General features: G+C 36.0%; 12 protein-coding genes, 2 tRNA genes and 1 pseudogene. 11 read left to right on the plus strand and 4 right to left on the minus strand.

From position 1 onward, the window contains the following. Positions 1 to 54: 54 nt before the first annotated feature. On the minus strand, positions 55 to 987 hold the full coding sequence (locus CXF67_RS05800; protein WP_102087888.1) for an NAD-dependent epimerase/dehydratase family protein: 933 nt from the start codon (positions 985 to 987) through the stop codon (positions 55 to 57). A gap of 254 nt (positions 988 to 1241) precedes the next feature. Continuing rightward, on the minus strand, positions 1242 to 1460 hold the full coding sequence (locus CXF67_RS05805; RefSeq protein ID WP_102087889.1) for a nuclear transport factor 2-like protein: 219 nt from the start codon (positions 1458 to 1460) through the stop codon (positions 1242 to 1244). Positions 1461 to 1697: 237 nt separating this feature from the next. Here CXF67_RS05805 and CXF67_RS05810 point away from each other — a divergent pair, with 237 nt between their 5' ends. The 9 genes from CXF67_RS05810 (at position 1698) to CXF67_RS05850 (ending at position 13017) form a co-directional block, all read left to right on the plus strand. Next, positions 1698 to 4736 (plus strand): sensor histidine kinase, encoded by a 3039-nt coding sequence (locus tag CXF67_RS05810; protein WP_102087899.1) that lies wholly within the window; start codon positions 1698 to 1700, stop codon positions 4734 to 4736. A gap of 97 nt (positions 4737 to 4833) precedes the next feature. Then, positions 4834 to 5466 (plus strand): response regulator, encoded by a 633-nt coding sequence (locus CXF67_RS05815; RefSeq protein ID WP_102087890.1) that lies wholly within the window; start codon positions 4834 to 4836, stop codon positions 5464 to 5466. 265 nt (positions 5467 to 5731) lie between these two features. Next, a complete protein-coding gene (locus CXF67_RS05820; RefSeq protein WP_102087891.1) occupies positions 5732 to 6337 on the plus strand; it encodes a TetR/AcrR family transcriptional regulator in 606 nt (201 codons plus the stop codon). Then, a complete protein-coding gene (locus tag CXF67_RS05825; RefSeq protein WP_102087892.1) occupies positions 6334 to 7701 on the plus strand; it encodes a TolC family protein in 1368 nt (455 codons plus the stop codon). The genes CXF67_RS05820 and CXF67_RS05825 overlap by 4 nt, the downstream gene beginning before the upstream one ends. A gap of 4 nt (positions 7702 to 7705) precedes the next feature. Beyond that, positions 7706 to 8881: an efflux RND transporter periplasmic adaptor subunit gene (locus CXF67_RS05830; RefSeq protein ID WP_102087893.1), complete on the plus strand. Its 1176-nt coding sequence runs from the start codon at positions 7706 to 7708 to the stop codon at positions 8879 to 8881. A 3-nt stretch (positions 8882 to 8884) separates the two neighbouring features. Continuing rightward, on the plus strand, positions 8885 to 12349 hold the full coding sequence (locus tag CXF67_RS05835) for an efflux RND transporter permease subunit (protein WP_102087894.1): 3465 nt from the start codon (positions 8885 to 8887) through the stop codon (positions 12347 to 12349). Positions 12350 to 12402: 53 nt separating this feature from the next. Further along, positions 12403 to 12708, plus strand: a complete 306-nt coding sequence (locus CXF67_RS05840; RefSeq protein ID WP_102087895.1) for a thioredoxin family protein — start codon at positions 12403 to 12405, stop codon at positions 12706 to 12708. A 93-nt stretch (positions 12709 to 12801) separates the two neighbouring features. After that, positions 12802 to 12885: transfer RNA gene (locus CXF67_RS05845), tRNA-Ser, on the plus strand. Between the two features lie 54 nt (positions 12886 to 12939). Next, positions 12940 to 13017: transfer RNA gene (locus CXF67_RS05850), tRNA-Pro, on the plus strand. A 500-nt stretch (positions 13018 to 13517) separates the two neighbouring features. Here CXF67_RS05850 and CXF67_RS18715 read toward each other — a convergent pair. After that, positions 13518 to 13766: a HipA N-terminal domain-containing protein gene (locus CXF67_RS18715; RefSeq protein ID WP_257984612.1), complete on the minus strand. Its 249-nt coding sequence runs from the start codon at positions 13764 to 13766 to the stop codon at positions 13518 to 13520. A gap of 95 nt (positions 13767 to 13861) precedes the next feature. Then, the gene (locus tag CXF67_RS05865; protein ID WP_102087900.1) at positions 13862 to 14578 is read right to left on the minus strand and encodes a sulfite exporter TauE/SafE family protein; all 717 of its coding nucleotides are present in this window, start codon (positions 14576 to 14578) and stop codon (positions 13862 to 13864) included. A gap of 125 nt (positions 14579 to 14703) precedes the next feature. On the opposite strand from CXF67_RS05865, the gene CXF67_RS05870 reads away from it, so the two are divergent. Together CXF67_RS05870 and CXF67_RS05875 are read left to right on the plus strand one after the other, a co-directional pair. Beyond that, positions 14704 to 15138, plus strand: coding sequence for an Lrp/AsnC family transcriptional regulator (locus CXF67_RS05870; protein ID WP_102087897.1), 435 nt, complete (start codon positions 14704 to 14706; stop codon positions 15136 to 15138). After that, positions 15134 to 15271, plus strand: a pseudogene (locus tag CXF67_RS05875) (PH domain-containing protein); the annotation flags it as partial. The gene CXF67_RS05870 and the pseudogene CXF67_RS05875, both read left to right, overlap by 5 nt.

Here is a 15271-nt window from a genome sequence, read left to right on the forward strand (position 1 = left end):
ATAGCTTTTTAGTGTTTATGAGTTTGATCTTTAAATTCTATTAGTATTTTTTCATTAAAATGAATACAAACAGTCTTTGACAGGTTTAAAATCCATATTCAATTCTTTTTTTGCTAAATCGTTTTTATACACAATAGACGCACTTTCTTTTGGCTCTTGTTGATTTAGCATCAGGTTCATATCCGATATTTTATAGGTTTCTTTAGCCAATAGGTAATCTTTTCCATGAAGGCCTTTAGTTGTAGCAGCCTTAAAAATAGCTTCAGCAACATCTTCTACATCTATCAGAGAAAAAGGGATGTCATTGTCAAATAACATTTTTACAAAATCATCTGGCGCAATTTTATTTTTAATTAAAAACTGTAAACCTCCTGAGGTAGAATCTTCTCGATTGGAAAGTGATTTCCCCATAACGCCCACAGGAGAAACCGTTGTAATTTCGAAGGCTAAATTTGGATTGGCTTTTATAAATTTTTCCACCAGTTGATTAGCCATAAATTTGGCTTGCGCATACGGATGACTTTCGGTTGAAGTAAACCGGGTTTCTGTTTCATCAAATGTATCGGTAAAACTTTTACCTTCCGCTGGAAATGGAAAATTGGTATTCCAACCCGCAACCGAAGCTATAAAAACAACTTTTTCGATAGTTTTATTCGCACTGATGACTTCTAGAAAATTCTCTGTTCCCTTAATGGTTGGGTTGAACAATTGAGTATCTGCGTTTTGAAAATCCAATAAAAAGGGGGTTCCCCCATGAATAACAATCTCGCAATCGGCGATAAAGGTTTTAAGTTGTACTTTATTTTCAACATTAAGCTCGCTAAAGCTTAGGCGATCTGAGTTATTGAGTTGTTTTAAATGTTTGTATTTTTCTTTTTGAGAAAGATCGGTTGAGGACACTTTAACCTCAAAGCCATGATCTAAAAACTGTTTTGTGACATAGCTCCCAATAAAGCCAGAACCACCTATAACACCTACTTTTTTCATGAAAATTTAGTTTAAGAATTGATACTATTAGTTTTTATGACTTAGCTAAATTAAGTATCCATAAGTTAATTGTCAATCACATATTGATGTGGTATTGGGTGGTGATTTTTTCTAGATATGCATTATGCATACACTTCAATGTAGTATTGTGACTAACCGATGGTATTGAAGCTAATCTTAATTTAAAAAAACAAAAAGACAACATCACCAATCTTATAAAGATTTTTGATATTGCCTTTAAAATAGATGTTCTACTAGTTCTGCTTGGCAGCTAATCCATACCCCATTGCTTCTCTAATAGCTAATCTATCATAGTAAATACTTGACCTTACAATTTTTCCGTTGGCAACCATTGCTGTAAGTTGATAAGGTGAATTCATCTCAATACCATTTTCTGTAAACGTGTAAGTACCCCAAACAGATACCCAATCGCCTTTAAAGTCACCATCGATGACTCTAAAAGTTTGGCTCACGTAGCCATTTTTTTGGTTGGTGCGGACTTTATGAATTTCCTTCCAAGATGCAACGTGTTCTGTTTTGAGTTTTTAATGCTGGGTTGTTTTTAAATTAATAGGTATTAATATTCTGAATTAACAGGACTAAACTAACCCATATTTAGAATTTTGTCAATCACATGTTCATGTGATATTGATAGCTAACTTTTTGTACATTTGGAAGTTAACGTTCATAAAACAGTTAATCAGCACGTTTTGAAATTCTTCGGAATCCTGTTCGTTTTAGTATTGCAAGTGGGTTTACTTTTGGTAGTCCATTCTTTCTATGCTCAAAACCCTTCACAAATTGATGTTTTTACAACCGAACAAGGTTTACCTTATAGAGACATCAAATCCATTACTCAAGACAAGAACGAATTTATATGGATGGGCACAGCGGTTGGTTTGCTGCGTTATGATGGATATAATATCAAAACCTATAATTCAAATAAAAGTAATCCCCTTTTTATTGAAAAAGAACATATTATGGGAGGGTTGGATATTGATGATGCTACCAATGAGCTTTGGTATATAGCCAATGAAGAACTTTTTAAGCTCAATCCATTAACTGATAAAGCGATAACTTACAATAAAACTCATAACATCATGGGTTCCGTTTTATTCTTTCTAAAAAATAAAGATGGTAGCTTTTGGATTGTAAGTGATGATTACAAGACCGCCAAAAAAGGAAAGGCAAAACAATATCTTCAAAAATTTAATGGTGATCGGTTCGAAATTAAATATTCTATTTTAAGGGGAGAAGTTGATTACACCAGATTAATTTCAGATTCCAACAGTCATATATTATGGAGCACCTCTAATGGAAGTTTAAAATTTGATCCCGATGGAAATTTAGAAGCCAAATTTAATTTATCAAGTTTTAAGTGGTTTGGAACCGATTTAAAATTTAATATATCCTTTTATGATTCTTGTAATATTCACTATTATTTTCCACAAAAGGAACGCGGTATTCATATTTTTGATGAAGACAACCTCACTCATAAACGCATCCTTGATAAACCCATTCAATTTTATAATGCTATAGAAGATTATCAAAAACACATCTGGTTTTCCGGATTAGATGAGCTTTACCGGATGAGTCCGGAAGGTGAGTTTACAGACTATACAGTCCAGCTAAAAGCTCGATTTAAGTATTCCATAATTAGAGATCTGTTTATAGATGCTAACAAATTACTTTGGGTTGCAACAGATAATGGTTCTTTTAAAATACGGATAGGCGATGAACTTTTTAAACCCTTATTTAAGTCCAAAAATGAAGGTTGGGGAAATACCATGCGTGGTATTTTTGAAGATAAAAACGGGACAATTTTTGCGAAATGCGAAAATAACAATACTCTTCTATACAAAACCCTAAATGGTGAAGTGGATACACTGCAAATCCAATTGGATAAAGTGGACTTAGAGGCCATTCAACACACCGCTAATTTTTTTGTTGTAGACAACAAAAAAGAACATGTTTTTACGTTGGGGGAGACCTTAATGAAAATAAACCTAAAGGATGGCAGCGTAAAACGTTACGATGAATTTCGAAACTACGTTACTTTTAAGGGCCAAAACCCGTTGATTAAATTGAGAGACGGTAAACTGTTTTTTGGTCAAAGTTTATCACAATTAGTACTTTTTGATATAGAAAACGAAACAAGCACGCTCCTATTTAAGGATTCTGAAATAGAGGATGATATTTCAAACTACATGTATTTTGAAGAAAGTAAAATAGATAGTCTTATTTGGATAGGAACTCAAAACGACGGATTACTAAAAGTGCATCTAAAGGGTTGCTTAGAGAAGAAGTTTACAACAAAAACGACTCCATATATTTCACGAAATAGTATTCGATCTCTTGAAGAAGATACCGATGGAAGCCTTTGGGTTGGGACTTATGGTGGTGGTCTCGATCATATTTCAGCAGATGGCAATAGGGTAAAAACCTTTACCAAATCTCAACAACTGCCAAATAACAATGTGGTTGGTTTGCTATCAGACGATGCTAATGGCTTATGGATAAGTACTTATAATGGCTTATCTCATTTTGATAAAACCACCAAAATTTTTCAAAATTATTACACCGAAGATGGCTTAACACATTACGAGTTTAATTATGCCTCTTCTTTTAAAGATAGCAGAGGTCATTTTTATTTCGGAGGAATGAATGGGTTAAATACGTTTAAGCCCGAAGACATATTTAGAGAATCAAATCCACCAAAACTTCGCCTTCTAAGTGCGTCAAGGTATAACAACCAAAATAAATCTAGTTTTACAGAAGATTATATCAAAACTAAATTCACAGTTTTAGAATTATCTCCTTACGATCAGTACTTTGAAATCAATTGGACGATGCCAAGCTATTTTCAAAATCAAAAAAACACATATAGCACAAAACTAGAAGGCTTTGAAGACCGCTGGTTTTACCAAGGCAACTCGGCGTCAATTCGCTACAACCAATTGCCGGCAGGTGACTATATCTTAAAAATAAAAGGAAAAGATTCCCAAGGAATTGATAGTGCTTCTATGTTATCAATTCCAATTACTGTACGTCAAATATTTTATAAAAAATGGTGGTTTATGGCTCTGATTTTTTTGACTTTAGCTGGCATAGCTTACTCAATTTTCAGGTATCGATTGCAACAAGCTTTAGCTATGGAAAGACTACGTACTAAAATTTCAAGCGACTTACATGATGATGTTGGCTCATTATTATCTGGTCTCGCTATGCAAACCGAACTTATGGAAATCAACGCCAGTGAAACCGACAAATTTAAACTTCAAAAAATTGCAGGCATTAGCAGGAATGCTATTTCACAGATGCGAGATTTGGTGTGGAGTATCGATAGCAGACGCGAAACCATCGAAGATTTATTAGAGCGCATGCGCGAGTTGGCCGAAGAATTATTGTTGCCAAAAGACATCTCCTTTCAAATGGATAGTTTCAGTGTTAAAAACCCAAATAAAAAATTATCAGCACCCACCAAGCAGCATATATTTTTGATTTATAAAGAAGCGATCACCAATATTTTACGCCATTCTGACGCCACTCATGTAACTGTTACTATTACCAACGAAACTAAAGGTTCCTGGCTTATTATAAAGGATAATGGGAATAAAAAGGAGTGCTATACCTCAACAGGATTGGGCTTATCTAATATGACTATGAGGGCTGTAAACCTTAAAGGGAAACTGGAATTTGATAAGGAAAGCGGATTTGAGGTGAAGCTATTTTTGCCGTTTACACTCTAAACCACATCTTAATGTGATTGCACAAGCTAGTTTATTAGAATATATTTACTAATACTAGCAGTATTTTTTAAAGTTAGACTGTTTTGAAGCATAGAACATGGACAGCATTAGGTTAGCCATTATAGAAGATGATACCTTAATTCAGGAGAGCCTGAAGGACTACTTCAATGCTCAACCCCACCTAGAGTGTTTGCTCATTACAGCCTCGGTTGAAGATTTTATTAAAGTTATAGAACTCTCTAAAAACTATCCCGAAATCATCCTTTTAGACATCAATTTATTAGGAATGTCGGGGATTGAAGGGATCCCCCTAATTTTGAAGGAATTGCCAGAAGTATCCATCATTATGCTCACCACATTTGAGGATAACGATAGTATTTATAAAGCTTTATGTGCTGGAGCTTGCTCCTATTTGTCTAAAAAAACACCTCTTAAAAAAATACTAGAAGCAATTCTGGTAGTACACCAAGGCGGGTCTTATATGTCACCAGCGATTGCACGTAAAGTAGCAAACCACTTTGCCCAAAAGCAGATTAAAAGCACTGTGCTTACCGAGAGGCAAAAAGAAATAGTTACTGGCATTGTTGCTGGTAAAAGCTATAAGATGATTGCCAACGATTTATTTATATCCATAGACACTGTTCGCACTCACATTAAAAACATATACAAGACACTAGAAATTAATAGTAAAGCAGAGTTAATAAGGAAGTCATACGATAATGAGCTTTAATTTGACTAGGCTTTATGTTCAAACACAATCCTGATGAGCTATGCTTGTTAGTCTGAAATGCCATATCAACAACAGCTCAATCCCATCCTTTTATAATTTGAATTTAATCTCTATTCCATTCAATGTGAATAAAGCCTTTTTCTATGGTCATATTTTTTTCCAACAGTCCCCTACCTAATGATTTAAAGCCTAATGTTAAATTTTAGCGAAACTTTGGAAACTTTTATTGTATAAAAAGTTTCCGTGCTTAGATTTGCTTCCTTAAATGAAACAAGATATCTTACACAAAGCAGGAGATTTGTTTTTGGAATTCGGTTTCAAGAGCGTCACCATGGACCATCTGGCTCAGGAGCTTGGTGTGTCCAAAAAAACCCTTTACGGTTATTTCAAAAACAAGTCGGACTTAGTCGAACAAGTCGCCTATTACATTCGAGATCGCATTCACAAGGAAATAGACGAAGTTCAAATTCAGCAGCTAGATCCTATTGAGGAAATGTTCGAGATTAAAAAGGTAGTAATGAAAAGGCTTAAGAATGAAAAAACCTCGCCTCAATTTCAGTTTCAAAAGTATTATCCAAAGATTTACGATAAAATGCGACAATCTCAAGTCTGCAAGATGGAAGAATCCATCAGCAAAAATATCGATCGTGGTGTAAAAGATGATTATTATAGAAAAGATTTACACAAGGTTTTTACTTGCAAGATCTACATCTCAGGCATTTTAAATCTAAAAGATGAAAAACTCTTTAAGGACAGCCAACTTACCCCTAAAGAACTTTACGAAGAATTCTTAAACTACCACCTAAGAAGTATCGTAGATACCAAAGGAAAGCAACGCTTAATAGAACTAGAAAAACAACAACTAGAATGAAAAAGTTAATTTTCAGTCTCATAGCCATACTAAGTATGAGCATATATGCTCAGGACCAATATGAGCCGAAGAGCTATAGATTCACCTTACAGGAAGCTATAGATTTTGCTATTGATAGCAGTTATGCTACCATCAACGCCAGACGCGATGTGGCTATTGCGCTAAAACAAAAGTGGGAAACCACTGCCGAAGGTTTACCTCAAATCGATGGTGATTTAACTTATGAATATAATCCTATCATTAGGCAAACTCCACTTCCTGCAGAACTTGCAGGTGGCGAGCCTGGAACTTTTGTTCCAGTAGAGTTTTCACCTAGACAAAATATGAATGCTTCGGTGACGCTTAACCAACTTATATTTGACGGCTCTTATATCGTTGCACTTCAAGCTGCTAAAACTTTCTTAGAGTATTCAGACAATAATGAAACACGCACTAAGCTACAAGTAAGAAAAGATGTGGTGAGTGCCTATGGCAATGTTTTACTCACTCAAAACTCTATTGGTATTATAAATAGTAACCTAGAGACTGCTAAAGAAAACCTAAGAGAAACGCGAATCACTTTTGAAAACGGTCTTGCCGAGGAAGAAGATGTAGAGCAACTTCAGATTACTTACCAGCAATTACAAAGTCAGCTCAATAATGCCAAGCGTATGGAGGATATTTCAAAAGAAAGCCTCAATATGGTGTTGGGTTTACCTATTTCTACTAAAGTCGAATTACTGGAAGATTTAGAAAACTTAGCCAATAGAGACGCTTTGGAAGCAAAACTTATAACGGAATATTTACAGGTCGAAAACACCATCGAATTTAAGATTGCAGACAATCTGGTAAAGCAGCGAGAGTTGGAAATGAAACTTGAAAAAAGCAAAGCACTGCCCAGCTTATCTGCTTTTGCAAACTATGGACAAACCAGTTTTGGGGAGGATTTTGAATTCTTTAGTTCACGAGCCGATTGGTTTGAATTCTCCACGATTGGGGTAAGCCTAAATGTTCCCATTTTCAGTTCTCTTCAACGAAGTGCTCGAACTCAAAAAGCTAAAATTGAAATGGAAAAAGCTGAAACCCAAAAGGTACAGGCCGTCAACCAGATCAAACTTCAGTTAAATAACGCAAAGAGCAATTTTGAATTTGCAATAGACAATTATGAATTATCGAAAGACAATCTGAAACTTGCAGAACGCATTGAACGCAAAAACCAAATCAAATTTAAAGAAGGAGTTGGTACGAGTTTTGAACTTAGACAAGCTCAGTTACAACTCTACACTGCACAAAACGAATTGCTGCAATCTATGCTAGATATTATCAATTCCAAAGCAGAAATCGAAAGGATCATCAATACTCCATTTACTAATTTTGAAAACTAAACCCATGAAATATATATCTTACCTCACTATACTTTCCCTACTTATTATGGTGTCTTGTGGTCCCAAAGAAAAGTCTATCGAAGATATTGTCGAAAATGGATCGAAAGCAGAACTGAATCAAAAACGTGAGGAATTGAATACCTCGATGAGGAAACTCAACAGCCAGATTAAAACCTTGGACAAAAAATTAGCTGATTTTGAAGATTCTTCAAAATATGCCTTAGTGGAAGCTTTAGGTCTAGCTCCAAAAGATTTTAATCACTATGTCACTGTCCAAGGCGATGTCACTACAGACCAAAACATCATGATTTACCCTCAGTTTTCTGGTGTATTAAAAGATATCTACGTCAAAGAAGGTGACCAGGTTAAGAAAGGACAAAAATTAGCCAAAATTGATGATGGAGGACAATCGAGCCAACTGAAAGAAATGAAGGCACAGCGAGAGCTTTCCAAAACGAGATTCGAAAGACAGGAGCGACTTTGGAATGAGAATATAGGTTCAGAAATACAGTACCTTGAAACCAAAACAGCCTTCGAGCAAATTGATAATGCCGTTGACCAAATGCGAAGCCAACTCAACAAATCTGTAATTTACGCTCCTTTTTCTGGGAAAATAGATGAAGTTATTACAGACCAAGGTCAGGTAGTTTCCCCAGGCCAAACACCAATCTTTAGAATTTTGAATTTAGGAGACATGTACGTTAGTGCAAATGTTCCAGAAAATTATGTCGGTAATATCAGTGAAGGCTCTGAAGCTATTGTAACCCTTGGAGCTATAGGAAAAAGCTTTGTAGGAAAGGTTTCCCAAGTCTCTAGTAATATTTCAGAAAGCAATAGAAATTTTAGAGTGCGAGTCTCTATCCCAGATAGTATTGACTTTGTAAAGCCCAACTTGATTGCTACTTTAAAACTAAATGACTATACCTCCAAACAAGCTATCGTTATCCCAGAAAATATATTGCAAGAGAATGCATCAGGACAATCCTTTACGTTTTCTCTTCAGATGGAAAATGATAGTATTGGCATCGCTAATTTCCGAGAGTTAAAACTCGGCAAAAATTATCAAGGGGAGATCGAAGTTTTAGAAGGTCTTAATTCTACAGATATTGTAGTCACTGAAGGCGCTAGAACGATCAAAAAAAATGATAAAGTAAGAGTGTTGAACTTTCAAAAAAAGTAAGTAATGGCCAAAAAGAACACTTATAAAGAATTTGCCTTATCGTCTTGGGCAATCGACAATAAGATGACGGTATATGTGATAAGCATCATTATACTCATCGGAGGAATTATGGCTTATTACGGAATGCCAAGAGAGGATTTTCCAGAGATTATTGAAACCAAAATATACGTTAGTTCTATAGAGCCTGGGACTTCTGTAGAAGATGTTGAAAAATTTATCACAGAACCTTTAGAAGAAGAATTTAAAGATGTGAAGGGCGTTCGAGAAATCACCTCTTCTACTTTACAGGATTACTCCATGGTGATTGTGGAGTTTGAAGAAGATGTAGAAATACAAAACGCCAAGCAACTCGTCAAAGACAAGGTAGACCAAGTTAAATCTGAAACCACCTGGCCAACACTGGACAATGGTGCAAAGGTAGAGCCCAATGTGTTCGACCTTAATATATCTGAATTGCTTCCTATACTGAATATTAGCTTTACGGGGAATTATAATATTCAGCAATTAAAAGATTTTGCAGAACACCTTCAAGATAAGGTAGAGTTACTACCTGAAATTAAAGAGGCTACCGTCCGTGGTGTAGATGAAAAAGAAGTAGAGGTTGCTGTAGACATTTATAAAATGGCTGCTATGAAAGTAAGCTTTACTGATATTATAACCTCTATTCGTAATGAAAACAGAACTATCTCTGGAGGTAACATCATATCCAACGGATTTGAAAAGAACATCAGGATTTTAGGAGAAATAGAATCCCCAGATGAGCTTTACAACATCGTGGTTAAAGATGATGGAGGTGAAGTGTATTTAAGAGACGTCGCTAAGGTAAATTTTCACACAAAAGATCCTACGACCTTTGCTAGAAATTACGGTGAGGCAGTAGTTATGCTAGATGTGAAAAAAAGAGCCGGTAAAAATATGATTGAGGCGGTAGAAAAAATTAAAACCATCGTTAATGATGAAAGAGAAAACTATTTCCCAGAGGCCTTAAATATCAGCCTGTCCAATGACCAATCTATAAAGACTGAAAACCAAGTGAATGACCTAGTGAATAACATCATCTTTGGTGTACTCTTAGTTATTATTGTTTTGATGTTCTTTTTAGGCTTTAGAAATGCTCTTTTTGTAGGGGTCGCTATCCCTATGTCTATACTATTATCGCTTATCATCTTATCAGGACTTGGGTTTACGCTCAATACAATGGTGCTATTCGGTTTGGTTATGGGACTAGGTATGCTGGTGGATAATGGTATCGTGGTTGTAGAAAATGTATACTCGCTCATGGCCCAGGGCATGAGTAGGACAGCCGCTGCAAAGCAAGGGATAGGAGAAATTGCTTGGCCTATCATCGCTTCTACGGCGACAACGCTTGCGGCTTTTTTCCCATTGGGATTATGGCCAGGAACCATTGGTAAGTTCATGATCTACTTTCCCATCACACTTTCGGTGGTCTTATGCTCTTCACTATTTGTAGCGCTCATCATCAACGCAATGTTAACCTCAAAATTTATGAAAGTTGAGGAAAATAAATTAAAAAATAAACAAACGATTCGATGGAGTCTTATCCTTCTTGGAATAGGTATTCTTTCCTTGAGCTTAGGGTTTATTTTAGATATTGGAGGCTTACGCGGTTTAGGAAATCTTGCCATATTAGCCTCTATTCTACTTTGGGTTTATAAGTTATTTTTAGTGAAAGCAATTTATTTCTTCCAGTTCCGATCTTTAAAAAAATTAGAAAACTCCTACGAGAAATTACTCAAGTTTGCGATATATAAAAAGAGAGCCTACTTCTTCTTTTTTGGGACTTTAGGTATTTTATTTTCCTCCTTTGTGTTTATTGGCATTGTACAGCCAGAAGTTTTATTCTTCCCCGAAAATCAGCCAAATCAGATTATGGCTTATATAGAATATCCTGAGGGGACAGACATTAATAAGACCAACAAACTGACCAAGAAGGTAGAGGAACGTGTTTTTGAGACTTTAAAAAAATACGAAGATGAGGACGGCTATAACTTTATGGTCGAGTCTGCTATTTCACAAGTCGGCAAAGGCTCTGGAAATCCGAATACAGACGCTGGGCAAGCCAACCAAATGCCTCATCGCGGAAAAGTCACGTTATCTATGCGAGAGTTTAAGCTTCGAAGAGGCGTAAGAAGTAGCCAAGTTCTAAACGAAGTCAGAGAATCTGTAAGAGGGTTCCCAGGAGTATCCATTGTTGTTGAAAAAAACTCCGCGGGACCTCCTTCAGGATATCCTATCAATATTGAGTTGAAAGGTGAGAATTACGATCAGATGTTATCTGAAGCAGAGCGCATGAGAGAATTTATCGACGAAGCTGGCATCGATGGGATTGAAGAATTAAAAATCGACATCAATAAATCCAAACCCGAAATGGACATTAGAGTCGATAAAGCAAAAGCTGGTAAACTTGGCATATCTACCGCTCAAGTAGGTCAAGTCATAAGACGTTCCGTCTTTGGGGAAGAAGCGTCCACTTACAAGGACGTGGATGACGACTACCAGATCAATGTGAGATTCAATGAAGATACACGCTATGATGAAAACACAATTTTCAATCAGCCCGTAACCTTCAGAAACAAAAAAGGTAAGATTATACAAACACCTATCTCTACCTTAATAGAAAAGACCCCGACATCGACCTTCTCCTCTATCAAAAGGAAAGATTTAAAGAGAGTTATTACAATTTACTCTAACGTCCTCGGCGGTTATAACGGTAATGAAATTGTTCAGCAAATAGAAAGCGAGCTTCAGTATTTTGACTTGAAAGAGAGTATGAATTATAAATTCACTGGAGAACAAGAAAAACAAGAAGAGAACTTAGATTTTCTTATTAAAGCACTTCTCCTTGCCGTAGGAGGGATTCTGCTTATTCTCGTGGCACAATTCAACTCTATTTCAAAGCCAATTATCATTTTGATGGCGGTGATCTTGAGTTTAGGCGGGGTGTTCTTTGGCATTGGTATATTCCAAATGGATTTTGTGATTATCATGACCATGATGGGAATTATCTCACTGGCAGGTATTGTTGTCAACAATGCGATTGTCCTTGTGGATTATACTCAAATTCTTATCGACCGACGAAAAGAAAAGTTAAACATAGAGGATGAAGAGATGCTTACCAGACAGCAGTATTTTGAGGAAATTGTTGCTGGAGGTAAATCTAGACTTAGACCTGTATTGCTTACAGCGATCACAACAGTACTTGGATTAATACCGCTAGCGGTAGGTTTGAACATCGACTTCTTTGGACTATTTGTAGATTATGCACCAAATGTTTATGTGGGTGGAGATAACGTGATCTTTTGGGGACCCTTGGCATGGACAGTGATTTTTGGATTGATTTTCGCGACTTTCTTAACCTTAATTATAGTTCCTGTGATGTTTTATTTGGTCCTTAGAGCCAAATTGAGATTTAAAAAGACACCAGACCCAGTAAATACATTAGCCTAAAATATTTGGAAGCTGATGTAATTTGAACTAAATTTAATTAAAATTAAGATTCGATGACAAAATTTGGTGAGATTATCGATAAGAAAAAGCCTGTTCTGATCAACTTTTTTGCAGATTGGAGCGAAGACTGTGAAGGTATCCATGACCGGTTAAAAGACGTGAGTGCTGCTTTAGGCGATAGGTTGAGGATTATCAAAATTGATGCTGAAAAGAATCCTCAGCTGGTTAAGGCTTTAAAAGTGAAGAATCTTCCTACCTACATGCTCTACAATTTAGGTGAAATGGTATGGAGAGAGAGCGGAAAGAAAGAAGCGAATGAACTTATTGTTGATCTGGAAGGGCAGACTCCAAGGAATTAAAAAGAAACTAGAAAATAAATTCAATTCGCTTTGTCAAAATCAAAATTACACTTATATTTGCAACCGCAAAAAGCGTAAGTTCTTATAAACATTGGAGAGGTGCCAGAGTGGTAATGGAGCAGATTGCTAATCTGTCGACGCGCATGTGTCGCCAGGGTTCGAGTCCCTGTCTCTCCGCTGACATATTTTAGATGAAGCAAAATCCATCTAAACTCAAATGAAGTCTACACTCGGGGTGTAGCGTAGCCCGGTTATCGCGCCTGCTTTGGGAGCAGGAGGTCGCAGGTTCGAATCCTGCCACCCCGACCACTAAAAGCCTTACACGAAAGTGTAGGGCTTTTTTGTTTTCTAGAGGTTGAAGCTTGCTTCAAAACCGAACAGAAGACAAAAAAACCCAGTAAACGCTGTAGGCGTTCTGGCTTTTAATGAGCAACAACCCCATTTTAGGATCACCGACTTTTGAGAGGTAATCCTGCCACCCCGACTTAAAATTCTTGAAATAAAAATCAAAGGTTCCTCCAATGCTTTGGAGCAGCTTAACTGAAAGAAGATTTGTAACCATAAATCCGTTTTAGGGTCAGGCTTAAGCAACAAATTGCTGAGATGGTGATTCCAGAAATGACTAGTTAGGTCGTGATGTTTTTATTCTTTGATGCGTTGACTGCTGGGATAGTAATACAATAAAGTTGTTAATGAGAGATGCTGAAAATAAATTCAGCATGACAGAAGGAAGATTTGTAACCATAAATCCGTTTTAGGGTCAGGCTTAAGCAACAAATTGCTGAGATGGTGATTCCAGAAATGACTAGTTAGGTCGTGATGTGTTTATTCGTTGGTGTGTACACTGCTTTAAATAGTAATATTGTGAAGTTGATAATGAGAGATACTGAAATAAATTCAGCATAACAGGTGGAAGATTTGTATTCGATCGCTCCCATACCGGGATCTCCCAGATAGGCTAATTGTTCTAATGGTGTTACTTTTTGAATTTCTCTAGCCGTTAACCATTCTTGAAAGATGATATGACCAAAGGTGTCTGGCAACGAATCTGCTATCATAGTCGGCAAGCCTTAAAAGGCAATTCGTAGGTATATCATTCTTACTAAGAGTTGATTTGTTGTATAAGAAATACTCATAACCTGTGGTCACTGTTTCAAACTATAAGAATAAGACCTGAAACACATAAAAGAACCATCAATAATTTTTTAAATGCAGTTTCATTAATCTTTATAAAAGTTCGTTTCCCTAAAAATTGAGCAAATAGAAAAACGGGGAAGACCAAGAGTGTCATTTCTAAATGGCTAAATTTCAATATTCCACTTACAGCTAGCGCAGGAACCCGCGTTAAGGTAACAAGCCCAAAAACCCCTATCATGGTCGCCCTTAATGCTTTGATGTCTTTGACAGAGTTTTCAACACAGATAACATAAAGAGGGCCTCCTGTAGAAAATACACCTGAAAAGAAACCAGCTATAACTCCAAAGCTAATGATACCTCCTTTATTTAGCTTTATCTTCTTTTTACCATATAAAACATAGGCTACATACAATAAAATAAAAACTCCAAGTCCCTTTTTTAGCAATACAGGTTTTGAGAAAGTAAGCAATAAGATTCCTAAGATGACCCCAATTACTGAAGTTATGGCGAGTTTAAAAATTATTTTTTTATCTATATTTTTCCATTCTTTGGTAATTAAAAAAGCACTTGAAAACAAGTAGAAAATTGAGATGTATGCAATTGCATCTTGTAATTGCATACCCAATAGAAGGATAGGCAAAGCGATTAAAGACCCTGCAAAACCAATGACTGTTTGGACATAGAACCCTATAAAAACACCGATTGTAAGGATTAAAAGAACTGTTAAATCCATAAAAAAAAGACTATTCATTTAAGTCAAAATTAGACATGCTAAGTTTAATGATAAAATTGATTGAATGGTTATAAAGGTATATTTACAAATAAAAAATCTATTTTTGAAGTAAAAGAATCGAATCAATGGTTAGCCATCTAGATATCCAAATAATCAAAATATTAAAGAGTAATTCCAGAGCCTCATTTGCGGAAATTGGTCGAAAAATAGCTCTTTCCCCATCTTCTGTTCGTGAACGAATTCAGAAGTTAGAAGATCTAGGAGTTATAAAATCTTACAACATCCAATTAAACCATGCGATGATGGGGAATGGTCTGGAAGTTTTTATAATGTTAAAAATATTTGATGGAAAGCTTAAGTATATCATATCAGAAATCACGACGTATCCAGAAGTACAGGAAGTCTTTAGAATCACTGGTCCTTATAATATACATATGCGTGTAGCGCTTCGTGATCAATTGCATCTTCAACAATTTATAGACAAACTCATTAAATACGGGAGTCCAACGACACACCTCATACTTTCTGAGCTCAAAATTGATAGTGAAAATGCAGGATGAAACAGCAGGTACCTTTGACTTGGAAGCAGAGTTGAAAATTTGGAATTCCAATGAATCTAACCCAAGTATTCAAAAAAAGTTTAATAAAGGTGTTAACGTTTATGATGTACAAAAAGTGCTAGCAAAGTATGTT

This window comes from Psychroflexus sp. MES1-P1E (assembly GCF_002836055.1).
Taxonomy (GTDB): Bacteria; Bacteroidota; Bacteroidia; order Flavobacteriales; family Flavobacteriaceae; genus Psychroflexus.

What these genes read in the sequence shown, in the direction of transcription:
- CXF67_RS05800 (WP_102087888.1), bottom strand. Translation starts at nt 987, where the DNA reads ATGAAAAAAGTAGGTGTTATAGGTGGTTCTGGCTTTATTGGGAGCTAT.
- CXF67_RS05815 (WP_102087890.1), top strand. Translation starts at nt 4,834, where the DNA reads ATGGACAGCATTAGGTTAGCCATTATAGAAGATGATACCTTAATTCAG.
- CXF67_RS05820 (WP_102087891.1), top strand. Translation starts at nt 5,732, where the DNA reads ATGAAACAAGATATCTTACACAAAGCAGGAGATTTGTTTTTGGAATTC.
- CXF67_RS05825 (WP_102087892.1), top strand. Translation starts at nt 6,334, where the DNA reads ATGAAAAAGTTAATTTTCAGTCTCATAGCCATACTAAGTATGAGCATA.
- CXF67_RS05830 (WP_102087893.1), top strand. Translation starts at nt 7,706, where the DNA reads ATGAAATATATATCTTACCTCACTATACTTTCCCTACTTATTATGGTG.
- CXF67_RS05835 (WP_102087894.1), top strand. Translation starts at nt 8,885, where the DNA reads ATGGCCAAAAAGAACACTTATAAAGAATTTGCCTTATCGTCTTGGGCA.
- CXF67_RS05840 (WP_102087895.1), top strand. Translation starts at nt 12,403, where the DNA reads ATGACAAAATTTGGTGAGATTATCGATAAGAAAAAGCCTGTTCTGATC.
- CXF67_RS18715 (WP_257984612.1), bottom strand. Translation starts at nt 13,766, where the DNA reads ATGATAGCAGATTCGTTGCCAGACACCTTTGGTCATATCATCTTTCAA.
- CXF67_RS05865 (WP_102087900.1), bottom strand. Translation starts at nt 14,578, where the DNA reads ATGGATTTAACAGTTCTTTTAATCCTTACAATCGGTGTTTTTATAGGG.
- CXF67_RS05870 (WP_102087897.1), top strand. Translation starts at nt 14,704, where the DNA reads ATGGTTAGCCATCTAGATATCCAAATAATCAAAATATTAAAGAGTAAT.